At 66.8% G+C, this 25839-nt stretch carries 17 protein-coding genes, 1 tRNA gene and 1 pseudogene; 10 read left to right on the forward strand and 9 right to left on the reverse strand.

Annotation, left to right across the window (positions count from 1 at the left end; translation table 11 throughout):
- Window positions 1-57 precede the first annotated feature (57 nt).
- Window positions 58-564: a hypothetical protein gene (locus ACYVAN_RS22330; protein WP_460962740.1), complete on the forward strand. Its 507-nt coding sequence runs from the start codon at window positions 58-60 to the stop codon at window positions 562-564.
- Window positions 565-646: 82 nt separating this feature from the next.
- Here ACYVAN_RS22330 and coaE read toward each other — a convergent pair whose 3' ends face one another.
- Complete coding sequence (gene coaE / locus ACYVAN_RS22335; protein ID WP_460962742.1) at window positions 647-1837, reverse strand: dephospho-CoA kinase; 1191 nt, start codon at window positions 1835-1837, stop codon at window positions 647-649.
- Between the two features lie 158 nt (window positions 1838-1995).
- Window positions 1996-3576: a 30S ribosomal protein S1 gene (rpsA, locus tag ACYVAN_RS22340; RefSeq protein ID WP_460962744.1), complete on the reverse strand. Its 1581-nt coding sequence runs from the start codon at window positions 3574-3576 to the stop codon at window positions 1996-1998.
- A 358-nt stretch (window positions 3577-3934) separates the two neighbouring features.
- Here rpsA and ACYVAN_RS22345 point away from each other — a divergent pair, with 358 nt between their 5' ends.
- The 4 genes from ACYVAN_RS22345 (at window position 3935) to ACYVAN_RS22360 (ending at window position 8616) form a co-directional block, all read left to right on the forward strand.
- The gene (locus tag ACYVAN_RS22345) at window positions 3935-4813 is read left to right on the forward strand and encodes a class I SAM-dependent methyltransferase (protein WP_460962747.1); all 879 of its coding nucleotides are present in this window, start codon (window positions 3935-3937) and stop codon (window positions 4811-4813) included.
- A 97-nt stretch (window positions 4814-4910) separates the two neighbouring features.
- Window positions 4911-5840 carry a GNAT family N-acetyltransferase gene (locus ACYVAN_RS22350; RefSeq protein WP_460962749.1) on the forward strand — a complete coding sequence of 310 codons (930 nt, stop codon included), beginning with the start codon at window positions 4911-4913 and terminating at the stop codon, window positions 5838-5840.
- Window positions 5841-5890: 50 nt separating this feature from the next.
- The gene (locus tag ACYVAN_RS22355; RefSeq protein ID WP_460962751.1) at window positions 5891-6553 is read left to right on the forward strand and encodes a hypothetical protein; all 663 of its coding nucleotides are present in this window, start codon (window positions 5891-5893) and stop codon (window positions 6551-6553) included.
- Window positions 6550-8616: a YhgE/Pip family protein gene (locus ACYVAN_RS22360; protein WP_460962753.1), complete on the forward strand. Its 2067-nt coding sequence runs from the start codon at window positions 6550-6552 to the stop codon at window positions 8614-8616. The genes ACYVAN_RS22355 and ACYVAN_RS22360 overlap by 4 nt, the downstream gene beginning before the upstream one ends.
- Window positions 8617-8772: 156 nt before the next feature.
- Here ACYVAN_RS22360 and ACYVAN_RS22365 read toward each other — a convergent pair whose 3' ends face one another.
- Together ACYVAN_RS22365 and polA are read right to left on the reverse strand one after the other, a co-directional pair.
- Window positions 8773-9189: a VOC family protein gene (locus ACYVAN_RS22365; protein ID WP_460962755.1), complete on the reverse strand. Its 417-nt coding sequence runs from the start codon at window positions 9187-9189 to the stop codon at window positions 8773-8775.
- Between the two features lie 196 nt (window positions 9190-9385).
- A complete protein-coding gene (gene polA / locus ACYVAN_RS22370; RefSeq protein WP_460962918.1) occupies window positions 9386-12073 on the reverse strand; it encodes a DNA polymerase I in 2688 nt (895 codons plus the stop codon).
- 65 nt (window positions 12074-12138) lie between these two features.
- Between polA and ACYVAN_RS22375 the strand changes: the two genes are divergently transcribed.
- Window positions 12139-12588, forward strand: a complete 450-nt coding sequence (locus ACYVAN_RS22375; RefSeq protein ID WP_460962757.1) for a PaaI family thioesterase — start codon at window positions 12139-12141, stop codon at window positions 12586-12588.
- 121 nt (window positions 12589-12709) lie between these two features.
- Here ACYVAN_RS22375 and ACYVAN_RS22380 read toward each other — a convergent pair whose 3' ends face one another.
- On the reverse strand, window positions 12710-13321 hold the full coding sequence (locus ACYVAN_RS22380; RefSeq protein ID WP_460962759.1) for an ANTAR domain-containing response regulator: 612 nt from the start codon (window positions 13319-13321) through the stop codon (window positions 12710-12712).
- A 178-nt stretch (window positions 13322-13499) separates the two neighbouring features.
- Here ACYVAN_RS22380 and ACYVAN_RS22385 point away from each other — a divergent pair.
- Window positions 13500-13573 (forward strand) — tRNA-Leu (locus ACYVAN_RS22385).
- Between the two features lie 826 nt (window positions 13574-14399).
- Here the strand turns inward: ACYVAN_RS22385 and ACYVAN_RS22390 are convergent.
- From ACYVAN_RS22390 to ACYVAN_RS22400, 3 genes are all read right to left on the reverse strand, one after another.
- On the reverse strand, window positions 14400-15857 hold the full coding sequence (locus ACYVAN_RS22390) for a sugar porter family MFS transporter (protein ID WP_460962761.1): 1458 nt from the start codon (window positions 15855-15857) through the stop codon (window positions 14400-14402).
- Window positions 15858-16186: 329 nt separating this feature from the next.
- Window positions 16187-17719 (reverse strand): glycoside hydrolase family 32 protein, encoded by a 1533-nt coding sequence (locus ACYVAN_RS22395; protein WP_460962763.1) that lies wholly within the window; start codon window positions 17717-17719, stop codon window positions 16187-16189.
- A gap of 272 nt (window positions 17720-17991) precedes the next feature.
- On the reverse strand, window positions 17992-18753 hold the full coding sequence (locus tag ACYVAN_RS22400) for a DeoR/GlpR family DNA-binding transcription regulator (RefSeq protein ID WP_460962765.1): 762 nt from the start codon (window positions 18751-18753) through the stop codon (window positions 17992-17994).
- A gap of 1072 nt (window positions 18754-19825) precedes the next feature.
- Here ACYVAN_RS22400 and ACYVAN_RS22405 point away from each other — a divergent pair.
- Entirely contained in the window at window positions 19826-21418 is a 1593-nt protein-coding gene (locus ACYVAN_RS22405; protein WP_460962767.1) for a glycoside hydrolase family 32 protein, read from the forward strand.
- A gap of 448 nt (window positions 21419-21866) precedes the next feature.
- On the opposite strand, the gene ACYVAN_RS22410 is transcribed toward ACYVAN_RS22405, so the two are convergent.
- Window positions 21867-23099, reverse strand: a complete 1233-nt coding sequence (locus ACYVAN_RS22410) for a PAS domain S-box protein (protein WP_460962769.1) — start codon at window positions 23097-23099, stop codon at window positions 21867-21869.
- A 219-nt stretch (window positions 23100-23318) separates the two neighbouring features.
- On the opposite strand from ACYVAN_RS22410, the pseudogene ACYVAN_RS22415 reads away from it, so the two are divergent.
- A pseudogene (locus ACYVAN_RS22415) lies at window positions 23319-23626 on the forward strand (hypothetical protein); the annotation flags it as partial.
- Window positions 23627-24120: 494 nt separating this feature from the next.
- On the forward strand, window positions 24121-25698 hold the full coding sequence (locus ACYVAN_RS22420; RefSeq protein ID WP_460962771.1) for a BCCT family transporter: 1578 nt from the start codon (window positions 24121-24123) through the stop codon (window positions 25696-25698).
- Window positions 25699-25839: the final 141 nt, after the last annotated feature.

A 25839-nucleotide genomic window follows, 5' to 3' on the forward strand; every position in this document is an offset into this window, starting at 1 on the left:
ACGTTAAAGAACTGCGTTGTTGATCACTAGTGGCGGATTTCACGTTACGGTTTCCGTGTGGGCACCGTGGTTACTCCGCAATTGGTCGACGTCGTCGATGTCTTCAGCTCGCAGCGGTCACATCCCTCGGGCGTGGTAACGCCTTTGGAAGCATGCCGCTTGGAGCGCTGGGGACTTTCGCTGGAATGCCCGACGCCGGAAGATCCGGCGCACGAGGCGGAGATCAGTTGGCTGCTCCCCGAACCGGGCTTGCGGCTCACTCGATACCGGCCTCGGCGGAGGCACTCCAAGCGGGAACCGAGCATGCTCACGGCCGTTCACATCGAACGCGACACCCGATCGTGGAAGACCACGGACCTCCTGCTGGGTCTCCAGGTGGCCGATCACGGACCAGCGCGCATCGTGCAGTCCGAGGACTTCGCCGCAGCTGTTTCCGCCGGCATCATCCGCCCGGGCGAGGCCGACCACGCCTTCCAGATCGTGCACCGCACGCTGGAGGAGCTCAGCAGGCAACGGGACCTCAACCAGTGGCTGGCGCACCGGGGCATCTTCGACCTCTGGTGACATCGGCGAGCGCGCGGGCACGCGGCTGACCGAGCACCACGACCACGCTCCAGCCGGGGACAACCCGACAGCGCGCGGAGACCTACGGGTACCAGCCGGTCTCCGCCGCCCACTCGTCGGCCAACGGCAGCGCTTCGGCGAACCACGGATCTTCGGCCTCGGCGCGATCTCCCCCGCTCGGCTCGGCGGCAGCCCGAGCGACGGTTTCCCGCTTCACCCGCTCGTACTTCTCGCGAGCCTCCGGGGTCGCCCGGAGCCACGCGGGCAACAGTAATCCGTACCGCCATCCCGCGGTCCCCTCCACCCGAACGTGCAGGTTCAGTGGACGCCCGGGATCAGCCGACACGTGGAAGCTCTTCCGCCACTGGGCGGGATCCGGCTCGATGTCCCGGACGGGGTCGTACGCCACGTCCGGACGACGCGGAAGACCCGCCTGCGCCAACGGCTCGGCGATCGCCTCCGCATCCACCCACGAGGCGACGGTGAGCTGGACATCCAGCAGGTCCTCCGCGGGCAGACCCGGCACCGCCGTGGACCCGATGTGATCCATCCGGAGCGCCCGCTCCCCCGCTGCCCGACCGATGCGCGCGATCCACCGCCGCGCCGTGCGTGGCCATTCCGGATCGGAGTCCATCAACCGGCCGGGTTCCCGCTCCGGCGGGCGCCGCGCACGCAGGTTCCGCTCGAACGGCACCAGGCGCTGCTGCCACAGCTCGTCCACTTCGCCCAGCACGCCCTCCACCGGGCCGCTGTTGTCGATCCAGACGTCCGCGGCCGCACGCCGCTGCTCTCCGGTGGCCTGCGCACGGATTCTGGCGCGCGCGTCGGATTCGTCGAGGCCCCGGTCGATCAACCGTCGCACCCGGTCCTCCTCCGGCGCGTCGACGATGACCACCAAGTGGTAGTCGGCCGCGTAACCCGCTTCGACCAGCAGGGGCATGTCGTGCACGACGATCCCGTCTTCGGGTGCCTCGGCCATCAACTCGGCCGTTCGTGCCCCGATCCGGGGGTGGGTGATCGAGTTCAGCGCTGCACGTGACTCCTCATCACCGAAGACGCGCGCGGCCATCGCGGGACGATCCAACGCCCCGTCGGCATCGAGGATGTCCGGGCCGAAGCGTTCGACCAGTTCCGTCAACCCGGCACTGCCGGGTCGGACCACTTCGCGAGCTATGACGTCCGCATCGATGACGATCGCGCCCCACTCCGCCAACCGGCGCGCCACCGTGGACTTGCCCGACCCGATTCCGCCACTGAGCCCAACCCGCAACACGCGGCTCATCCTGTCAGGTCGGCTGTCCAGTCCCAAGTAGGTCTCCCGAGCCGAGGCGTGGGCTCCTGGGCTCGACGTCCCCGGAACGCCGAACGGCCCCGCGCCTCGTTCGAGACGCGGGGCCGTTCGCACTATCCGTTCAGCGGGCGAGTACCGGCTCACGCACCGCCGGAGAGCTTCTCCCGCAGGGCAGCGAGCTGAGCGTCGCTGGCCAGCGAACCGGAGTCCTCCTGCTGCTCGGCCGGGGCCGAGGAGGAGTAGTCCCCGCCGTCGCCCTGCTCCTCCGAGGAGGAAGAGGAAGAGGAAGACGAGGAGGAAGAGGACGAGGACGAAGAGGAAGACGAGGAGGTGGACGACGAGGTGTTGGCACCCGCCGCAGCCGCGGCAGCGGCCTCCGCGTCGGCCTCAGCGGCCTTCTGGACCTGACGCATGTGCGCCTCGTAACGCGTGTGGGCCTCGCTGTACTGGCGCTCCCACTCCTCGCGCTGGGTCTCGTACCCCTCCTGCCATTCCTGGGTCTCCACATCGAAGCCCTCGGGGTAGATGTAGTTGCCCTCGTTGTCGTACTCGGCGGCCATCCCGTACTGGGTGGGGTCGAACTCCGAGTCCGGCGTGAAGCCCTCGTTCGCCTGCTTGAGCGAGAGCGAGATCCGGCGACGCTCCAGGTCGATGTCGATGACCTTGATCATCACGTCGTCGCCGACCTGGACGACCTGCTCCGGGATCTCCACGTGACGCTCGGCCAGCTCGGAGATGTGGACCAGGCCCTCGATGCCCTCGTCGACCCGGACGAACGCACCGAACGGCACCAGCTTGGTGACCTTGCCCGGCACGATCTGACCGATCGCGTGGGTGCGGGCGAACTGACGCCACGGGTCTTCCTGGGTGGCCTTCAGCGACAGCGAGACGCGCTCGCGGTCCATGTCCACGTCGAGCACCTCGACGGTGACTTCCTGGCCGACCTCGACAACCTCGCTCGGGTGGTCGATGTGCTTCCAGGACAGCTCCGAAACGTGCACCAGTCCGTCGACTCCACCGAGGTCCACGAACGCACCGAAGTTGACGATGGAGGACACGACGCCCTTGCGGACCTGGCCCTTCTGCAACTGGTTGAGGAACTCGCTGCGGACCTCGGACTGGGTCTGCTCCAGCCAGGCGCGGCGGGACAGGACCACGTTGTTGCGGTTCTTGTCCAGCTCGATGATCTTCGCCTCGAGCTCGCGGCCGACGTAGGGCTGCAGGTCGCGGACGCGACGCATCTCGACAAGCGACGCGGGCAGGAAGCCGCGCAGGCCGATGTCGAGGATGAGGCCGCCCTTGACGACCTCGATGACGGTGCCCTTGACCGGCTCGTCCTTCTCCTTGAGCTCCTCGATGGTGCCCCAGGCGCGCTCGTACTGCGCACGCTTCTTGGAGAGGATCAGTCGGCCTTCCTTGTCCTCCTTCTGAAGGACAAGCGCTTCGACGAAGTCGCCGACGGTAACGACCTCGGCGGGGTCGACGTCGTGCTTGATCGACAGCTCGCGGGAGGGGATGACGCCCTCGGTCTTGTAGCCGATGTCAAGCAGCACCTCGTCGCGGTCGACCTTGACGATGGTGCCCTCAACAATGTCGCCATCGTTGAAGTACTTGATGGTGAGGTCGACGGCGGCGAGGAAGTCCTCCTCCGTCCCGACGTCGTTCACGGCGACCTGCGGCTTGGCTGCGGCAGTCGGGACGGTGGTGGTGTCGGTGGACATCAGGTGGGTTGCTCCGGTACGGATAGTTGGTCGTTGGATTGCGTGTGCAATGCACCCGGGGCCTCGCTCGGCGCCCCGCTCGCAACGGAATCGCCCGGCTTTCGCCGGGACGGATCCCGATGGTTTCGAGCGCCGCTCCGGCAAGCCGACCGGGTGGTCAACGTGCTGTACACGGTGCTGAACACGGCCGGCCGCGCGGGCAGAACATGGGGACGACGAAAGACCCTAGGTGCGGGCGGTATCGTACGCGCTCTCTCGATCGTCGAGCAAACCGTGTCGTCGGCAGACCACCTGCGCAACGTCGGAGGACTCGAATGCATCACGTTCGAGCCATACCCACACCAGCCGGAGGAACACCTTGACTCGTCCCGATGACCTTCCAGGCGACGAGGAACCGGCCGCTGACAGCCACGCTACGGCTGAGCACACCCTCGGCACCGTCGGTGTGACCAAACGCACCGTGGATGCCTCCGAGTCCCGTTCGGCGAACCGGTTGTGGTGGGACGCCGACGCCGACGACTACCAGGCCGAACACGGCGACTTCCTCGGACTCAGCGATTTCGTCTGGTGCCCGGAACGGCTGCGCGAAGAAGACGCCCGATTGCTCGGGGATGTGCGGGGCAAGGACGTGCTGGAAGTCGGCTCCGGATCGGCGAGCTGTTCGCGGTGGCTGGCCAGCCAAGGCGCACGTCCGGTCGCGCTGGACATCTCGGCGGGAATGCTCCGGCACGCGGCGGACGGGGCCGCGCGCACCGGCATCGACGTTCCGCTGGTGCAAGCGAGCGCGGACGTGCTGCCGTTCGCGACCGACTCCTTCGACATCGCCTGCTCGGCCTTCGGCGGGGTGCCGTTCGTGGCCGATTCCGGCGCGGTGATGCGCGAGGTCGCACGCGTGCTGCGACCGGGAGGGCGCTGGGTCTTCGCCGTCACCCACCCCATGCGGTGGATCTTCCCGGACGATCCGGGACCGGGCGGACTGACCGTCGCGCAGTCCTACTTCGACCGCTCCCCGTACGTGGAGATCGACGCCGACGGACGCGCCACCTATGCCGAGCACCACCGCACCCTGGGGGATTTCGTCGGGCAGATCGCGGGAGCTGGAATGCGCCTGGGCAACCTGATCGAACCCGAGTGGCCGCAGGACCACACCGCCGTCTGGGGCCAGTGGAGCCCGCTCCGCGGCAAGCTGTTCCCCGGCACCGCGATCTTCTGCTGCGAGCTCGACTCGCGCGACTGATCTTCCGCTCTGACATCGCGCCGGGCGCTTCGATTCGTCCACCCGTGGACGAATCGAAGCGCCCGGCCCCGGCTACGGACAACGCCTGGGAGAGACCGTGAGCACCGCGCAGGAACTGTTCGACGCGCAGCGGGCGCGGTTGACCGCGTTGGACCCGCGTCTGCCGGAGTCGTTCGCGCTCCCGCGCGGTGAGCCGATCATGACCCGGCTGCCCGGCGACGAGGTGGCGGCAGGACTGATCACCCGAACATCCGCCCCGCCGGGATCCCTGCAGAGCCTCTGGCAGGCAGCCGATACCTACGAGCTCTTCCCCTTGCTGGGCAACCGGCCGCGAGTCGGGATGGACGCCCTGCTGCACGCCTGGCGGGACTGGTTCTCCGAGCACGGAACATCGGCCGCGGACTCCTGCTGCATGGTCACCTGGCCGAGCCGGGATGCCGAGGCGACCAGGGCACTCCTCGATCACGGGATGACCCCGCTGACCTGCTTGGCCGTCCGGGAGGCGGCACCGAGTCGAGATACGAAACTGTCTGGTACCGTAAAGGTGCGCCGCGCCGGACCGGCCGATCTGGACGACGTCGTGGAGCTCACGCTCGCCGAGCTCTCCTACGCCGCCCTGGTCGGAGGGTCGGTGCACCGCCCGGACGCCGCCCAGCTCAAGCGGACCGCAGCCCACGTGCGCCTGCACTCCGACGACCCGGTCTGGCTGGCCGAACGGGACGGAACACCGATCGCGCTCGCCGAGTGCGGCTGGATCGACACCGACAAGCACCAGGGTCGACACCGGCTACCCGCCGGCAAGTGGGCCTACGTCAACTGCCTGTCGGTGCACGAGCAGGCGCGCGACACCGGCGTCGGCAGAACCCTGATGGACACGGCGCACAACGAGTTCGCCCGCGCCGGGGTCCGCGGCAGCTTCCTGTACTACAACACACCGAACCCACTTTCCTCGGTGTTCTGGCCCCGGCAGGGGTACCGGCCACTGTGGACCACGTGGGAGGTGCGCCCCGGCACCGCGCTGCGCTGACGCTCGCAAGGCCGGGAGCACCGGTCACAACGCGAGGAGTCGAGAACGGCGTGGAAATCGTCGCTGACAGCGTCGAGGTCATCGGAACGCACGGCACCCTGCTGGTGCCGACCTCCCTGCACGCGCGGAGCGGTGAAGCGATCCTGGTCACCGGCAACCCCAACTCCGGACGCACCGCATTCGCCCTGGCCCTGTCCGGTCGACTACGCCCCACCAGGGGCACCGTGCGACTGGACGGATCGAGCGACCTCGCCGCGTTGCGCCGCAGAGTCGCGGTGGTGGACGCGCCCGCCGTGTCCGAGCCCGACGGCGCGATCACCGTTCGCGACGCCGTCGCCGAAGGGCTCAGCATCGCTGGCAGACGATCCGGACGGCGAAAGGTCCGATCCTGGCTGCACGAGCGTGAACTCGACGAGCGCGCGAACGAACGCTTCGAACGCCTGCCCCCACCGAGCCGCCTCCGGCTGCTGATGGACCTGGCCGTCGAAGCGCGCGGAGTCGAGGCCCTCGTTCTCGACTGTCCCGACCGGCACGGCGGCGACCCCGCCCACTGGTACGCCCTCGCCCGGCGCGAAGCCGACCGAGGACGTGCCGTGATCGTGCTCTGCTCGGAGCACTCCGCCCAAAAACTCGACATCGACCCCGTCCGCATCGGCGCGGACGGGACCGAACCGGATCCGTCCACAACGGACCAAGCTGAAGGTGCTCGATGACCACGTTCCGCCTCGCCCGAACCGAACTCCGCAGGTTGACCTCGGGCAAACTACCCGTTCTCGCGCTCGTCGCGATCACGCTCGTGCCACTGCTCTACGGCGCGCTGTACCTCTACGCGAACTGGGACCCCTACGGCCGCCTGGACTCGGTTCCCGCCGCTGTCGTCATCGAAGACGAAGGCGCCGACCGGGAAGACGGCACCTCGTTGCAGGCCGGCCGGAAAGTCTACGACAAGCTCGTCGACTCCGGATCCTTCGACTGGCAGCGCACCGACCAGGGCCGAGCCGAAGCCGGAGTCGCGGCCGGCCGATACACCTTCGCCCTCGTCGTCCCGAAGGACTTCTCCGGGGCCCTGCTCTCCCCCGGAGAATTCGAACCGAGACAAGCCCAACTGCGGCTGATCACCAACGACACCAACAACTACCTGGTCGGCACCATCGCCGACCAAGTCGCCTCCGAGGTGAGCCGAGCCGTCGCCAAGGACGCGGGCACCGAAGCCGCCGACCAACTACTGCTCGGCCTCGACACCGTGCACGACAAGACCCTCGAAGCAGCCGACGGCGCGGGCAAGCTCGCCAACGGAGCCGGACAACTCGACGACGGACTCGACAGCGCCCAGCAAGGCGCAGGCGAACTCTCCGACGGCGCCCACCAACTGCTCAACGGTCACTACGAACTCGCCGACGGGGCGGAACAGCTCGCCGACGGTGCCGACCAACTCCACGACGGCGCCGGACGACTGCACGGCGGCCTGCAGCAGCTCCAGGACAAAACCGCACCACTGCCCGAACAAACCGCCGCCCTCGCCGACGGCTCGGCCCGGGTCGCCCACGGCAACGAACAACTCGCCACCAAAGCCGAAAACCTCGGCGGCTTCTCCCAGGAACTCGTCGACAACCTCGATCGGTCCAAGGCCGAGATCGCCGACCAACTTCGGCGAACCGGGATGAGCGAGTCCGACATCCAACGGATCCTCGACGGGATCGACGACATCAACCAACCCGTCACCGACGCCAACGAGAAGGTCCAGAACCAGGTCGGCCAGCTGCGCGAACTCGCCGACGGTGCCCACCAGGTGGCCGAGGGCAACCGCAAACTCGCCGAAGCCACACCCGCCATGACCACCGCGATCGGCCGGCTCACAACCGGTGCCGGCGAACTCGAAGCCGGCAGCGCCCGACTCGACAGCGGAGCAGCACAACTGCACGCCGGCGAACGGGAAGCGCTCAACGGGGCCGACGCCCTCGCCGACGGCGCCGACCAGCTCGCCGGGGGCACCGCACGACTCTCCGCCGGTTCGGACGAACTCGCGGACGGATCGACCACCCTCGCCGACGAGCTCGACAACGGAGCCGGCGACATCCCCAACCTCGACGACCCCACCCGGGAATCCACCGCCGAAACCATCGCCGACCCGGTCGCGGTCGACACCGAGGCACAGTCCAGCGCGGAGAACTACGGAGCCGGACTCGCGCCGTTCTTCCTCGGCTTGGCGCTGTGGATCGGCGGCTTCGTGCTGTTCCTGCTGATGCGCCCGCTGTCCAACCGCGCACTGTCCGCCGGAGTCGCCTCGTGGCGCGTCGCACTCGGCGGGTGGCTACCCGCCGCGACCGTCGGCGTCTGCCAGGTCGCGCTGCTCTACGCCGCCGTCGTCTTCGGCCTCGGACTCGCCCCGGCCCACCCGTGGCTGACCTTCGGGTTCCTGCTGCTGACCTCGTTCGCGTTCACGGCCCTGGTGCACGCGCTCAACGCGGCGTTCGGGCCCCGGGGCAAATTCATCGCCCTGGTGGTCCTGGTCCTGCAGCTGATCACCGCGGGCGGCACGTTCCCGTGGCAGACGATCCCGGAGCCACTGCACCCGCTGCACCAGGCCCTGCCGCTGAGCTACGTCGTCAGCGGACTGCGCCACCTGATCTACGGCGGGTCCGGCATGGAGCCGGTCGGGACGGCCGCCGGAGTACTGGCGTGCTACCTGTTCGCGGGTCTGCTGTTGAGCACCGTCGCCGCGTGGCGACAGCGACTGTGGACGCCGAGCAGGCTCAAGCCCGAACTGTCCCTGTAGGAGTCCCACCGGGTTTCGCGCGCCGACCCGCGGTCGGTGCGCGAAACCACCCCGCACCGGTGGCCGGGACGGCCCGCCGTTCGCGCCGGTCGAATCATCCGTCGCGAACGCGGGCACGTCCCCTCACGAGCGGACACGCCACCGAAAACCGGTCCATCAGGATTCGGTGACCGGGTTCTCCACGGTCGGATCGTCGTACCGAGCCACCTCGATCAAGTTCCCGTCCGGATCGCGCAGATACAGGGACGTGATCGGCCCGAACGTGCCGGTCCTGCTGACCGGCCCCTCTTCGATGCGCACCTCGTTCGCGCGCAAATGCTCCTGCACCTGGCTGATGGCACTGTCGGTGATCACGCACAGGTTGGCGGAGCCGGGCACCGGGTGAGTCGCGGTGGGTTCCACCAGCTCACTCGCCGCGTGCAGCTTGATCGTCTGCTGCCCGCAGCTCATGGCACGACGGTTCCCCTCGAAGGTCACCGTCTTCATGCCCAGAATCCGCTCGTAGAATTCCGCTGCCCGATCGACATCGGCCACGGTGAGGACCAGGTGGTCCACTCTGTCGATGCTGATCATGTTCCTCTCCTCCGAGGTCAGCCGCGCACCTCGGCCCGATAATGATGTGCCGGCGCGAAACCGGCGGATACGCAGGCTAACCGGAACGATGCGTCAACCGTCCGGGCGGGCCCCACCGAACGCGCTCCGCCAGGAGAGAACTCCGGAGGGTCACGCCACAGCCGAACGAAGGATTCGTGATGCAGCCGCAACCTCCTCAGTGCGCGGCCGAGTCCCAGGAGTTCCCCACGCCGACCGAGATCTCCAGCGGAACATCGAGGTGGTGCGCGTCCGCCATCTGCGCGCGCAGAATCCGCTCCACCTCGTCGCGTTCCCCGTCCGCCACCTCGACGATCAATTCGTCGTGGACCTGCAACAGCATCCTGGAACGCAGTCCCGCTTCGCCCATCGCTCGCCGCACTCCGAGCATCGCCACCTTGATGATGTCGGCCGCACTGCCCTGGATCGGCGCGTTGAGCGCCATCCGCTCGGCCATTTCGCGGCGCTGCCGGTTGTCACTGCTCAGATCCGGAAGGTAGCGGCGCCGTCCGAGGATGGTCGAGGTGTAGCCGTCCTTGCGGGCCCGGTCGACGACCTCGTGCAGGTACTCGCGCACCCGGCCGAACCGGGCGAAGTAGGCGTCCATCTGGGCCTTGGCCTCTTCGGACGAGATCCGCAACTGCTGGGCGAGGCCGAACGCCGACAGCCCGTAAGCCAATCCGTAGGACATCGCCTTGACCCGGCGGCGCAGTTCCTGGTCGACCTCGTCGATCGGTACGCCGAACGCCTTGGACGCCACGAAGTTGTGCAGGTCCTCACCGGTGCGGAAAGCCTCGATGAGCCCGGCGTCGCCCGACAGGTGAGCCATGATGCGCATCTCGATCTGGCTGTAGTCGGCGGTCATCAGTTCCCGGTAGCCCGCGCCGACGACGAAGACCTCGCGGATCCGGCGCCCCTCCTCGGTCCGGATCGGGATGTTCTGGAGGTTCGGCTCGGTCGAGGACAACCGCCCCGTGGCCGCGATCGTCTGGTTCAGCGTCGTGTGGATCCGGCCGTCATCATCGATCGCCTTCTGCAGGCCTTCCACAGTGGTCTTGAGCCGGGTGGCGTCGCGGTGTTCCAGCAAGTGCTGCAGGAACGGGTGCTCGGTCTTCTCGTACAACCCCTGCAGCGCCTCGGCATCGGTCGTGTAGCCGGTCTTGGTGCGTTTGGTCTTCGGCATCTCGAGCTCGTCGAACAACACCACCTGCAGCTGCTTGGGCGACCCGAGGTTGATCTCCTTGCCGATCACCTCGTAAGCGTCCTGCGCGGCCTGCTTGACCCGTGCGGCGAACCTGGCCCCGAGCTCGTCGAGCCGGTCGGAATCCACCGCGATGCCCGCTTCCTCCAGCTCGCCGATCACCTCCAGCAACGGCAGCTCCAGATCGGTCAGCAAGGCGCCGCTCTCGATCCGAGCCAGCTCCACATCGAGCGCATCGGCAAGATCACCCACTGCCTTCGCCCGAACCAGTTCGGCCGCGGCAGCATCCGCCTTGACCTGCTCCTCGTCCGCGAGCAATGACAGCTGCCCGTCACCCGAACCCTGTTCGGAGCGCAGCTCCCGCTGCAGGTAGCGCACGACCAGATCCGGCAGGTCGAACGAGCGCTGCCCCGGGCGAACCAAGTACGCAGCCAGCGCCGTGTCACTCGTCAACCCGGCCAACTGCCAGCCCCGGTCCCGGATGGCGTGCAACGGGCCCTTGATGTCGTGCGCCGCCTTCGGCACCGCCGGATCCGACAACCACCCCGCGAGTGCCCGCTCATCCGCCACGGACAACGCCGGGACGTCCACGAACGCGCCCTCGCCCGAACCGTTGACCAAGGCGATCCCCGCCAGATCACCGCGCCCGCGCGCCCAGTTCCCGGTGAACGCGAGCCCCACCCGGCCCGCGCGGGCGTGCTCGTCCAGCCACGCCCCCAGCCCGTCCGGCTCGACGATGCCGCCGGAGACCTCGAAGCCCTCTTCCACCTCGGGTTCGGCCGACGAGAGCGTGGCGAACAACCGGTCCCGCAGCACGCGGAACTCCAGATCGTCGAACAAGCGGTGGACGGCGTCACGATCCCACTGCCGGGTTTCCAGGTCGAGCGGTCCGAGTTCCAGCGGCACGTCCCGGACCAGCTCGGTCAGCTGCCGGTTGAGCAGCACCGACGAGAGGTTCTCCCGCAGCTTCTCGCCCGCCTTGCCCTTGACCTCGTCCACCCGGTCGACGAGTTCGGCCAGCGAACCGAACTGCTGGATCCACTTCGTGACGGTCTTCTCCCCCACACCCGCGATCTTGGGCAGGTTGTCGGACGGGTCCCCGCGCAGTGCGGCGAAGTCGGGGTACTGCTGCGGCGAGAGCCCGTACTTGTCCTCCACCGCCTGCGGGGTGAAGCGGGTCAGCTCCGAAACCCCCTTGGTCGGGTAGAGCACCGTGATGTCGCCGTCGACCAGCTGCAGCGCGTCGCGGTCACCGGTACAGATCGAGACCTTGAAGTCCTCGCCGGTGGCGGCGGTGCTCAGCGTGGCGATGATGTCGTCGGCCTCGTAGTGGTCCTTGCTCAGCACCGGGATGTTCAGCGCCGCGAGCACGTCCTGGATGAGGCTGACCTGCCCCTTGAACTCGTCCGGCGAGGCGCCGCGATTGGCCTTGTAGTCGGCGAACTTCTCACTGCGAAACGTCTTGCGGGACACGTCGAACGCGACCGCGAGGTGGGTGGGCTGCTCGTCGCGCAACAGGTTGATCAGCATCGATGTGAAGCCGTACACCGCGTTGGTGTGCTGCCCGGTGCCGGTTTGAAAGTTCTCCTTCGGCAGGGCGTAGAACGCGCGGTAGGCCATCGAGTGGCCGTCGATCAACAGCAGGCGCCGGTCTTCTGATGCCATCACGACGTGCGAGTCTAGGCTTAGCCCCTGACAGCGCGTACGCGGAGGCGGAGGAGGCACACACGGTGACGGCCACCGACAACGGCGAGGCGATGACCAGCCCCGATGACATTGCGGGACAGGTCACGGCGGCAGGCAACGAACAGCTCGGACACCGAATGGGGATGGAGCTCACCGAAGCAACCCCCGATCGTGTGGTCGGGACCCTGCCGGTGGCGGGCAACCGCCAGCCCTACGGTCTGATGCACGGTGGCGCGAACGCCGTGCTCGCGGAAACCCTCGGCTCCGTGGCCGCCGGTCTCCACGCGGCTCCGGACCGCGCGGCGGTCGGTCTCGAACTCTCCTGCACGCACCACCGAGCCGCCACCAGCGGCCTGGTCACCGGCGTCGCGACCCCAGTGCATCGCGGACGGTCGACCGCCACCTACGAGATCGTCATCACCGATGAGCACGGGAAGCGCACCTGCACGGCGCGGCTGAGCTGCCTCCTGCGCGATCAACCCCCGGCGCAGTAACCCGGGTCACTACCGGTCGGTGCGGAATAGGGCGGCGCGGACGAGGCCGTCGGCGTCGAGACGTTCGGTGCGGGTGAGACCGCGGATGGAGGAAGCCCCGGCGAGTGGCCGGGGCTTCCTGTCATCCGAGGTTGTCCAGCACGGCTTGGGCGACGGCTTTCATCGTCGTCCGCCGATCCATGGCGGTGCGCTGGAGCCAGCGGAACGACTCCGGCTCGGAAAGGTTGTGGTTGTTCATCAACAACCCCTTGGCGCGCTCGATCGTCTTGCGCGCGTTCAGCCTTTCGGAGAGGTCGGCGACCTCCGCTTCCAGCGCCTGCACCTCCGTGAACCGGGAGACGGCGAGTTCGATGGCCGGGACGAGATCCCGCTTGGCGAACGGCTTGACCAGGTAAGCCATCGCCCCCGCGTCACGGGCCCGCTCGACGAGGTCCCGCTGGCTGAACGCCGTCAGGATCACCACGGGGGCGATGCGATCGCCCGCGATGTTCGACGCGGCCTCGATACCGTCCATCTTCGGCATCTTGATGTCCAAGATGACCAGGTCCGGCCGCAGCTCATCGGCCAGCCGAACCGCCTCCTGGCCATCCCCAGCCTCACCGACGACCTCATAGCCCTCTTCGCGAAGCATCTCCACCAAATCGAGCCTGATCAACGCCTCGTCCTCGGCCACGAGTACGCGACGTTCGACGGGCTTGTCCTCGCGTGGGTCCTCGGTAGCCGGCGTGGTCACCGGGTCCTCCTGGTCATACTCGGGTCGGCCGATGCGGTTGCACCGGGGAAACCGCAGCTTACCGCGCACACCCTCACGCCGATGTAAACCGGGCGCGTGACCAACGCGACACCATCCGAAACCGCACCACCCCACCCACGCGAGCTGATCAACCGTCCCGTATGCTGTAACGGCACCAGCCCCCGTAGCCCAACCGGCAGAGGCAGCGGACTCAAAATCCGTCCAGTGTGAGTTCGAATCTCACCGGGGGCACCCTTTGTGACCAGGTTTTCCTTCGTCAGCTCTGCTCAAGATCACCGTGTGACGTGGGGTGACACAGCCAGTTCCGGTGACTGCCCTCGGGATGATCGCTGCCGTCCGCTCGACAGCCTCGCGGGCGACCTCGGGTAGGACGTTGGTGTAGGTATCGGCGGTCAGGCTCAGGGTCGAGTGCTCGGCGAGAACCCGGCCAGGTCTACTGGCTCGTCGGATGCGTCGCGCATCACCGCGGCGATCTGTTCAGTCAAGGCCTCCGAACTGATCGGGCTCCATCATCGACGGTGGCGCCGATTCCGGCGTGATCACCGTGTTCGTATCGGTGAACCGGTCGACGAGGTGGCCGGAGTTCGACGCGCCGAATCCGCCCCGGTGCCATGCACCAGCGCCAAGCCGGGCCCGCTGCCAGCGGTCGTGTAATGCACCATCGCCGTCGAGGTGGACACAATCCTCACGATTGTTCATCGCGATCGCTGACGAGGTGTGATCGATAGCGGCAACATCAGTGGCGAGACGTACCTGGTCCCGCCTGAGGCGGTCGGCGATGAGACGGCCGTGCTCGTCGTCGGAGTAGCTGGTCGCGAACAGGTCGGTCTGCCGAGACGGGCGAGGGCGACGTCGGCGGCGCTACCTCCGGGTAACTGGCCATTGATCGGTCTCGCGCGTGCACGATGTCGACCAGGGACTCCCATGACGAGGACTACCTGGCGCATGGCATTACCTTCCGTGGTCGGAGTGCTGACCCGGCGCGGGACTCTGCTGTTACGTCGGGCCCCAGGTCGGCCACTCTCGTCGACCTGGGGTAGCGACGGTCAGTGTCCGGTCAGTCGTGGGAGAACGAGGTGGGGTTGGCCCGGGACTGACCGGAGTCCGGGTGGATTTCCGGGTTATCCTGCACCCCGAGCACGCCCTTCAGCTTCTCCAGCGGGACGCCTTTGGTCTCCGGCATCAGCAACAGCACCCAGGCGAGCTGGCCGACCATGCACACGAAGAAGAAGGCGAAGGCCATCCCGCCACCGACCGCCTCGGCCAGCAGCGGGAAGATCCAGGAGATGGCGGCCGCGAACCCCCAGTGGATCAGTGAGCCGAACGCCTGTCCACGGGCGCGGATCGAGGTCGGGAAGATCTCGGAGATGAAGACCCAGATGACAGCGCCCTGACCGAAAGCGTGCGCGGCGACGAACAGCATCACCATGACCACGACGAGCAGGCTGGCCCCGCCGGAGAACGCATCCCCCTGACTGAGAAAGGTTGCCGCGAGAAGGCCCAGGGTAACCAGGTAACCGAACGATCCGATCAGCATCAACTTGCGCCGTCCGAGCCGGTCGATCACGAGGAGAGCGAGCATCGTCGAGATCAGGTTGATCAGCCCGACACCGCCGCTGCTGAGGAACGAGGCGCTCTCCCCCATCCCAGCTGACTCGAAGATCGAGGGGGCGTAGTACAGCACGGCGTTGATCCCGGAGAGCTGGTTAAACGCTGCGATCGCGAACGCGAGGAAGATGATCTTGCGGTGCGGGCGGATGAAGAACTTGGTGCGATGTTCCGCGCCGTCAGTCTCGAGCGCCTCGGTGATCTCCTTGCGGGCCAGGCGTGCCTCGTCCGGGTCCGAGACGAGGGCCGCGATCACGCGGTCGGCCTCTGCCACCCGCCCCACCTTCAGTAGCCAGCGTGGGCTCTCCGGTACCAGGACGAGCAAGAGCACGAACGCGAGCGCGGGCAACGCCTCGACTCCGAACATCCACCGCCAAGCCGTCGCTTCGGGCGCCAGCTGAAGCAGGACGTAGTTCGACAGATAGGCCAGCAGGATGCCGAGCACGATGTTGAACTGGAACAGCCCCACCATGCGGCCACGGAGTTTGGGCGGGGACACCTCGGCGTTGTAAATCGGTGCGACCGCGGCGGCCGCGCCGACCCCGATACCGCCGACGAAGCGCAGCACCATAAAGGACACCCAGTCGGGCGCGAGGGCGGAGCCGAGGGCGGATACCAGGTAGAGGATTCCGATTACGTAGAGGACCTTCTTGCGTCCGAACAGGTCGGCCGGCTTCCAGATCCCGGTCGCGGCGGCACCGACGATGGTGCCGAGCAGTGCGGTCGCGACGGTGAAGCCCAGGCCAGCTGCGCTCAGAGAGAACACTTGCTGCAGCGCGTCGGTGGTGCCGGAGATCACGGCGGTGTCGAAGCCGAACAACAGGCCGCCGAGCGCGGCGATGACAGCGCTGCGCAGCGCGAGGTGTCTCCGGGCAGGATTGCCTGCCAGGGTCGGTGCGTTCTTCATGCCGGGAACCTTCCTCGATCCGGGGCTGAGTAACGGGAAGTGTCGTCGTGGGACGGTCCGCTCGACCGTCGGCCAGTGCGGCAGCGAACGACGGGACGATCGGAAGTTCGGGTAGCAGGGCCTGACAGGTGCGGTAGATATCGGTTGGCCGGCCGCACGTCGGCGCTGGGGAGATTGTCGGGACCGCGCTCGTGTCGCCAGGAGCCGTGCTCGTGGTCCGCCAGGTAGCGGACGTAGGCCCACCAGCGGTCGGCAAGCTCGGCGCACGTCGCTGATGACCGGGCACAGCGTCTCGGCGATGTGAGGCCGGCGAGCTGATCGTGTTCGACCTATCGGATCGGGTTGAACTCGCGGACCAGCACCGTGGAGAACAGCGCGGATCCGCCCAGCGCGAAGAGCGTGACGTCAGTGTCGGCAGGGTCCGGGAACACCAAGTGGGAGTGGGTGTGCGGGCCGTCGTCGACGAAGACCTCGATCGTCGTGCGGTCGACGAGAACGCGCAGCCGCACCTGCTTGGCAGCCGGATCGAACGAGGACCGGCTCTCCAGCCACCGCCCGGTCTCGTCCGGATGACCGGTGGCGGCCCGGTTGACGTAGACGTAGTCGCCGAACACCCCGACATCCACGTGCCGCGTCCCGTCGCCGGACTTGCGCAGCTGCATGCCCACGTTCTGCACCTGTTCCCAGGTCACCTCCGCGCTGATCTCGTAGGCGACGCCCTGGTACGGCAGATCTCGGTGGCCCTCCACCCGCAGGTCTCCGAGCTCGAGCGTTCTCGCGACCCGGGCATCGAGCGCCTCAACCGGCCGGGACGCCAGGGCTAACCCCTCGGCGGTTTGATGCAGGGAGATTTCCCGGACGATCGAATCCGTCCCATTGAACCCGTCGGTCTGAACAGTCGGCGTGTTGTGCGCGTAATCCCAGTTGTTCATCCACGCCAGCGCGTACCGGCGGGTCGGGTCAACACTCCCGCCGACGTACTTCTCCCAGGTCACCGCCGCATACCAGTCGAAACCGTGGTCCAGCCACCGTGGCTCGGCGGTGTCCGCGAGGAACGAGTCGCCGGTGAACTCGCCCGTCCAATAGGCGTAGGTGTTGGGCAACCCCGAGGCCTTGCCGTTGGCGCTTACCCCGAGGATCCACGTCGCCGAGCCATCGGCTGCCTCGATCCGGAACAAGTCGGGGCACTCCAGCAACCCAAGGCCGTCCTTGACGAACCCACCGGTGTAATGCCACTGCTGGAGATCAGGAGACGCGTAGAAGCCGATCTTTTTTCCCTCCGCCACGAGCGCGACCCAGCGTCCGCGGTCGGTGTCCCGGACGACCTTCGGGTCGCGGAAGTCCGGCACGCCGGGATTCGGCAGCACCGGACCACCGCCTCGCGGCGTGAAGGTGCGGCCGGAGTCGGTCGAATACCAGAGGAATTGCGCCTGCGCGTCACCATTGGCGTGGTCGCGTTGCGTGACGAGCACAATGACGCTGCCCGCCCCGAACCCTGCCGTGTCGTCGGTGTCGACGACCGCCGAGCCGGACCACAGATCACCGTTGGGCGTGGTGTTCTTCGGGATCGCGATCCCTTCGTCGCGGAACACCACATTGTCCTGGGTCGTGGCCAGCCGCCACGCAGTGCCCGACCCGCCGCCGGTGTAGTCGGCGTTGTACAAGTAGTAATAGTGGTACGTGTCGTTGATGAAGACGGGCCGCTGCGGATCGTTCTTCCACTCTTCCGGGACGGTGAAGTGGAACTCCGACCGGTAGGTTTCCAGGAAAACCGGGCGGTTCTCCCGGGCGCGCGGGATCGTCCACGCAGCTGTTCCTGCCGCAGCGAGCTGGAACAGCACTCTTCGGGACATGTCGAACATGGCACTCCTCTCGCGATTCCCTTGCATCCCCCCAAAAAGTCTTCGTGACTGCCTCATCGGTGCGCCGGCGCATGACGAGGCGACGCCCTCCAAGCTGTGGTCCTTGATTCCCCGGCAAGTTCCGGTAGAGGTAGGCGAGCCCCGCTACCCGAACACCCCGTGGCGGTGGCAAGCCCGCGCGCCACCTTGACGCCCCATCTCGGCCGTGCGGCTCGCCGCGCCGCATGCGAATTCCTCGACCACCAGGCTCGAGTCGGGCGTGACCGTCGAAATCATGCGAGCACCACCTCGACCTCGGCCTGGTTGAGTTCGGCCACGGCCTGCTCGTCGAGACCGTTGTCGGTCACCACGACGTCGATCTCGCCGAGCGTGGCGAACCGGGCGAATTGGTCGTCGCCGTACTTGCTGTGGTCGCTGAGCAGCACGCGACGGCGGCAAGCCCGGACCATCGCTGCCTTCACCGCGGATTCGGCGGTGTCCGGTGTTGTGCACCCCCGCGCGACGGAGAAACCGTTCGTCCCGAAGAAGCCGATGTCCACGGTCAAATCGTCCAGGACGTCGAGTGCCCAGGATTCGACCGTCGCCAGCGTCGTACCCCGGATGCGGCCGCCCAGCATGTGCAGGTTGGTGTGGTTGCGAGCGGCGAGCTGCGAGGCAGCGGGCAGCGAGTTCGTGACGATCGTCAGGTCCCGCCTCTGCGGCAGCAACGCTGCCAGGCGGCTGGTCGTGGTACCGGCGTCCAGCAGTACGGTTCCGCGCTGGGGCACCAGGTCGAGCGCGGCGCGGGCGATCCGATCCTTCTCGTCCGAGCGGGTCTGGTCACGCTGGTTCACCTCGGGCTCAAAATCCAGCCGCTCCACCAGGATCGCGCCACCGTAGACCCGGCGAACCAGGCCCTGCCGTTCCAGAGCGGCGAGATCCCGCCGAATGGTTTCGGGCGCTACACCAAACTCCTCGGACGTGGCGGTGACATCAATCCGCCCGTCCGTGCGTGCCTGCTGCGCCAGCAGCTGTTGACGCTCTGCGCCATACATGCCCGTTTCCCTCCGGTGCATTCTTGATGTTGCCTGATTTTGACTGTTGTTTCGTACTTGTCAACCCTCACAGGTGAAGCAGGAGGCGAAACCGTTGCTTGTTGTGTTGCGGCTCAGCACGAAACCGGAAGACAACAGGGGAATCCGTGCTGTGGAAGAGCGCTACCGGCTGCGCATGTGCCGCGGTCGGTGGGCGCGGCAACGGAGGCGATGCGGGTCCACCCCAGGCTCGGCGTAGGCGTGCACCAACGGGATTTGATCGTGGCCTGCCGTTGGTTCCTGTCAATATCCGCATGGCGCAGTGGGATCGGCGATACGGCGCAGATCGACCTGGACCGCATCGCGTCATCGAATTCGCCCGGGCCGAGACCGACTCCGGATTGGATGTCCGGCGTGTTGCTTCCAGCCATGGGACGGCTCCACGAGTTCCCAGGTTGCACATTCGCCGTTTCCACGGCCTTGACAATCTGGCAACAACGCGCACAATCAGGCAATACCAGACACGGACCGGAGAAAATCGGGCAGGTGCGAGGCGGAGAGTTGCCTGATGCCCCTCGGCGCGGCACAGGGGGAGGTGGAGTTGACCTCCGACAGCTCCGAAGGACTCGCCGAACTCGCCGCAGTGCCGGAGCGAGATCCCCCACGAAGCTGTCACTTCCTGATCAAGGAGGAGCGCGTGACTGAAGGCTCGGCATTATCGAGCACTTCCTTTTCGAGTCCCAGAATGAACCGGCAGGGCTTCCTCGCCGGAAGCGGCGGCCCGCCCGGCCCAGACCCGCCCCGGCCCGTCCCGGGAAGACCTCAACGCCTTCACCGCCACAGGCTTGTTGTGGATCTACCCGGCTCCGGACACCGCGGGACTGATCTTCCTGCGCCGCACGCTTCCCGAAACGGACGGCCGCAGTCCTGAAAATGCCGAAGCGTCGCGGCGGGGCTCATCCGCCTCCGGCCGGTGCGAATCAGAAGACCTCGCGCCCCGCGGCGCAACAATCTCGACCCGATCTCCGCAGGAATGCATCACCGATGAACTGCCGTGTGCCCAATCGGGCGCAGGAACACTGAGGAGGTAACGATGCAGCACTCCGGCACTGGGGACGCTATCAACCCACGTCAGCCACTGGAACGAGCCTTCGGACGCCGCGGTCTCCTGGCCGGGGCCGGCGCTCTGGTCGGCCTGGGGTTGACGACCCTGCCAGGTTCACCAGCCGCCCGTGCCTCAGCGACAGCGTCCGCCACCGCGGAAACGTCGCAGTGGCGTCCGTCGGTGTGCTTCACCCCAGCGCGCAACTGGATGAACGACCCGAACGGCATGGTGTACTTCCAGGGCGAGTACCACTTGTTCTTCCAGCACAACCCGTACGGCGACCAATGGGGCAACATGTCCTGGGGTCACGCGGTCAGCACCGACCTCGTGCATTGGCAGGAGCTGCCGGTGGCGATGGAACCCGATCACCTGGGAGCCATCTTCTCCGGCTGCGCGGTGGTCGACCGCCAGGACACCAGCGGTTTCTTCGGCGGCCGGCCCGGATTGGTCGCGCTCTACACCAGCGCGGGCGACACGCAGCAGCAGAGCCTCGCCTACAGCAGCGACCGTGGCCGTACCTGGACCAAGTACTCGGGCAACCCGGTGATCCCCAATTCCGGCGAGGCGGATTTCCGCGACCCGAAGGTCTTCTGGCACGCCCCGACGAGCAAATGGGTCATGTCGCTAGCCGTGGGCGATCGCATCCGGTTCTACGGCTCGCCGGACCTCGTGCATTGGCAGCAGCTCAGCGAATTCGGCGCAAACCATGGCTCCCACGCAGGAGTGTGGGAGTGCCCCGATCTGTTCCAGCTCCCCGTGGACGGTGATGCCGACAGCAGCAAGTGGGTACTCATCGTCAGCATCAACCCAGGCGGACCGGCCGGGGGCTCGGGAATGCAGTACTTCCTGGGCGACTTCGACGGCACCACGTTCACCGCTGACAGCGCACCCGGCGACGTCCTGTGGGTCGAAGAGGGAGCGGACTTCTACGCCGCAGTGTCCTGGTCGGACGTTCCCGACGGCCGCCGGTTGTGGCTGGGCTGGATGAGCAATTGGGCTTATGCCGGCGACATCCCCACCTCTCCATGGCGCGGTGGCATGTCCGTACCGCGCGAACTGGAGCTGATCTCCACAGAAGCGGGAGTCCGGCTCGCGCAGCAGCCGGTCAAGGAACTGACGAGAATACGCCGCAACAAGCGCACCTGGAGCGGCACAGTCTCCGAACAGGGCGGATCCCCCGATTTCGCAGGAACAGTGCTCGACATCGTCGCCGAGTTCCAACTCGCCGGAGCAACGGCACCCTCATTCGGTTTCGACGTCTTCGCCGACGACTCCTACCGCACCCGCATCGGATACGACCTCGCCGCTCAAGAACTGTTCGTGGACCGAAAAGCTTCCGGGCAGACAACTGTCGGTGCCACATTCCCGGCACGGCACACCGTCGCTCTGACCCCGATCGGCGACGTCCTCCGAATCCGAATAGTGATCGACAAGGCCAACGTGCAAGTGTTCGGCGACCGCGGCCAGGCCATGATCACCGACTTGGTCTTCCCGGACACCGGAAGCGATCGGGTACGCACCTTCGCCACCGGCGGCCAAGTCACGGTGCAGTCACTGGAGATCTTCGACCTCGACGCATAGCGACCCAGCGGCGCCGCCCCCGCACATGATGGACACACGTGGGCGGCGCCGCTCGGCACCGTGTTGCAGTTCCGGCCATCCGGCGATTGGGGCTCGCAAGTCCGTTTGACTACTCCAAGCCCGGCACCGTCGCTTTCCCGACGACAGCGAGCCACACCAGATGCGCTGATCCGCCGGCCTCAGCGACACTGACTGCACCGGAATGAGCACCGACCCGCCGGGGGCTGCCAAACCTCTGGCAACCTCCGCAAACGTTTGCTCGCCAGACAATAAGATCGCCGTTTTGATCTTGGAGGAACACCGTCGTGCCCCGTCTCCCGAGCCGGAGAAGCGGACCAATCCACAGTGGACGAGTCGTCGATCGGGCAGTGCTGGCGGCAACACGGAACGAGTCCCCCGCGGTGGTCGCTCGTCACGGACGCTCCCGAGGCCCAGGACCGGCCGAAACCTAGAGTCGGGTCCGAGCTTTGCGGAGGTACATGTCTCGGTCGGCGGCGTCAAGCAACTCCACGCTGGAGATCGTCGGGGAGGTCGTGGCGGCAAGTCCGACGCTTGCCTGCAGAGAAACCCGGCGGCCCGACACGACGACGTCGGTCTGGAGGCATTTCTCCACGCGGTCGCGAAACGCCTCCGACGCCGCAAGATCGGTCACGCGGCCGACCACGACGAACTCGTCTCCCCCGAAGCGGGCCACGGTGTCACCGGTCCGCGCGGCGTGCAGCAGTGCGTCTCCCACCGAAATCAGGAGCTGATCGCCGACGGCGTGCCCGTGGCGGTCGTTGGTCTGCTTCAGCTTGTCCAGATCAACCAGCATCACGGCCAGCACTCCCCCGTCGCGCGGTAATTCCGCGAGGGCATGATCCAGCCGATCAGCCAGTAGGGCGCGATTGGCCAGCCCGGTCAACGGATCGTGCAGGGCCAAGTGAGCAAGGTGTTCGTCTGACATGCGCCGGTCACCGATCTCCTCGTACTGGCCGACCACGTACACCGGCTCGCCTTCCGGTCCTGGGACCGCGCTGACCCGGATGAGCAGCCAGACCGGGTGCCCGGCCTTGTGCCGATAGCGGGTCTCCAAGCTCGCCCGGTCTATGCGCCCTTCGAAGACATCGGCGAGCACGGCACTCGCCTCTTCATCCGGGTATGTGAGATCGGCGGGTTGCAGGTCCATCAGCTCGTCACGGCTGTAGCCGAGCAACTCGCACAAGGCGGCGTTGACCTCTGTCCAAACCCCGTGCATGTCCAGCATGGCCATCCCGATGGGAGCGTGGGCGAAAGTCCGTTTCCATCGGACCGTGAACTCGTGCTGGTCTGTGACGTCCTGCGCGTGGGTCACGACGCAGAGCGGACGGCCTTCGTCGTCCCGGATGACCGAGGCGGACAGAAGCAACCAGATGACCCGTCCGTCGGAGCACACGCATCGGAACTCGCGGGAGACCTCGCCCGAGGGCGCCGCGAGCACATCGCCGATCATGTCGAGTCCCACCGTGTCGTCGGGGTGGATGAAATGATGACGGTGGTGCTGGACGATCTCGTCTCGCTCGTAGCCGAGGAGTCGGCACAGGGCGCGGTTGACGTAGAGGAAACGCCCCTCGAGATCGAGCACCGTCATCGCGGACGCGGCCTGTTCGCACACGGCCTGCCACGGAATCCAGTCCTTGCCACAGTGGCCCGAAGAGGGCATAGCGCCGACGGTAGGCGGCCTCTCCCGAATGTCGAGTCGGGTTCACCCTTGTGAGTGAGTCGGCTCGGTTCTCAGCAGATTGCCGGCGTCTAGGTCGTGTTGGCGCCCCTGGAGCCACCTCCGGAACGTCTTGGTATCACCCACTGGTCGTCGCGTTTGTTGGCTGATCAACTCGGGATTTCCCATGTCGGGGTGGCAAGATCTGGAAGAAGTGGGCCCCCGAGGATCACCTTGCACTTCAGCCCGACCTCAGGATCCTGGCTGAACATGGTGAAGATTTTCTTCGGCACCATCACCCGCCAGGCCGTCCGCCGCGGCAGCTTCAACCGCTTCATCGACGGCTGGAACGAACGCTGCCAGCCTTCACCCGGACCAAAACCGCCGACGACATTCTCGACCACGCCAAACCAGGTCAAAGGACATCATTTACACGACACCAGGCCACGAGATCATCTACACCGGCGATGGAGGGCAGGATTCCCGCGGCCGGCAGATGCGATTTCGTGGCCCCGGTGGCGGCGCGGTAGTTCGGCGCGCATTACAGGCTGATCGAACACGTCAATGACAGCATCACCGCCACGGAGACCCGCCGCTCGGCGTGGACGGGTCGGTGCATACCCATACCTGGGTGCCTGCTCGGGGGCGTGTTAGGTTCCCAGGCTGCGAGTGTCAGGAACTGGTCAATCGGGGCCACCGCGACGTCGGGGCCACAGCCGCAGCGTCGTGCTCTGCCTGCGGGGACCAGCCGGATCCGCGTACTACGCGGCCCAACCCCGTCACGCGCCACCCGCTTCGATGGTCATCGCCGACCTCGTGCGGAACCTCGAACTTCGTTTCCATCCGGTCGGTGATCGCCGACGCGGCTTCCGGAAGGCATGGCAGGAGACCCCCGCGCCGAGATCCACCATCAGTGCCCATCACCGCACGAACTCGACTTCCGGTCCCGGTTCCTGGCGGACGACGCACCGCCTCAGAGCCAACACCCCATCGGGGTCCACCATCTCCAACTTGGAGTCGAGTCATGACACAAGCCACCACCCGAAGAGATCCCACCTCCCCTAACCTCGGCAGCGTCTTCTCCATATCCGTGACGCTCTGCGCCCTGTTCGTACTGTGGGCGACGCTCTTTCCCGACAACCTCAACGCGGTCACCTCGACCGGCCTGAACTGGGTCACCGGCCATTTCGGCTGGGTGTACCTGGTCTCCAGCCTGGCGATGCTGGGCTTCCTGGTCGTGCTGGCGAGCAGCAGGTTCGGCAGGATCCGCCTCGGCGCTGACACCGACCGCCCCGAATTTCGCACCGTCAGCTGGCTGGCGATGATCCTGGCCGCGGTGATGGGCATCGGCCTGGTTTCCTACGGGGTTTCCGAACCGATCAGCCACTTCGCCGAACCGCCGCACGACTTGGCGGATCCGGGCACCAAACACGCCGCCGTGGTTGCCATGCAGTACTCCTTCTTCGACTGGGGACTGCACGCGTGGGGAATCTTCGCCGTGTTCGGTATCGCCCTCGGCTACTCCACCCACCGCAAGGGCCGCAAAGGCCTGATCAGCCCGATGCTGCGTCCGCTACTCGGCTCCCGGGTCGACGGACCGATCGGCAAAGCCATCGATGTGCTGGCGATCTTCGCCACGCTGTTCGGCACCACCACGTCGCTGGGGCTCGGAACGCTGCAGATCAGCGGCGGATTGAACCGACTGTTCGGGCTGCACGACGGCACCACCACCCAGGTGGTCATCATCGCCGTGGTCACGATCTTGTTCACCATCTCGGCGGTAACCGGGCTGCACAAGGGCATTCGGTTCCTCAGCGAAAGCAGCATGGGATTGGCCGGTTTGCTGTTCGCCTTCGTGCTGATCGTGGGCCCGTCGACGTTCGTGCTCAACCTGTTCGTCGAATCCCTCGGTCAGTACGCGGGCAATTTCGTGTCGATGAGCCTGCGGACCGGGACCTTCGGTGAGCTGGAGTGGATGCAGAGCTGGACCTACTTCATGCTCGCGTGGTGGATCTCCTGGGGTGCCTTCGTCGGCGTGTTCTTGGCCCGCATCTCCCGTGGCCGCACCATCCGGGAGTTCGTCATCGCCGTCGTCGGCGTGCCCAGCGCGGTTTTCTTCCTGTGGTTCACCGTCTTCGGCGGCGCCGCGATCTTCCAGGACGCCTTCCGAGGCGGGCAGGTTGCGCAAGCCGCCGCGCAGGACTCGAACAACGCCATCTTCGCGATGCTCGAGGCGTTCCCGATGCCCTCCGCGACGTCGTTGATCGCGATGGCGCTGGTCCTGCTGTTCTTCGTCTCCGGCGCCGACGCGAACACCTTCGTACTGAGCATGCTGTCCTCGGACGGCGAGATGAAGCCCCGGACCACGGTTCTGGCCTTGTGGGGCGCGCTCACCGGTGCGACCGCGATCGTGCTTCTCGTGGCCGGTGGGCTGGAGGCGCTCCAGCAGACCGTGATCATCACAGCGGCACCGTTCGTGGTGCTGATGCTCGGTCTGGCCTACTCGTTGTGGCGGGAAGTGCGCGAGGACCCGTTGTTCGGTCCCGTTGCCGAACAGGCACAACCGGCGCAGGAGGACGAGCGGCCCGCTCTCGTTCCATGACGTCGTGGGTGTGGCGGCAAAGTGGATACCTCTCCATTCGTGGTCATGTCGCTGGGGCGCGAACCTACACTCAGGAGCCGAACACCACCGTGAGCAGCCGTGGACGAAGCCGAGGACCCGCCGTCCTCCGCGAAAAATGTG

The organism is Parasphingorhabdus pacifica (genome assembly GCF_054779195.1).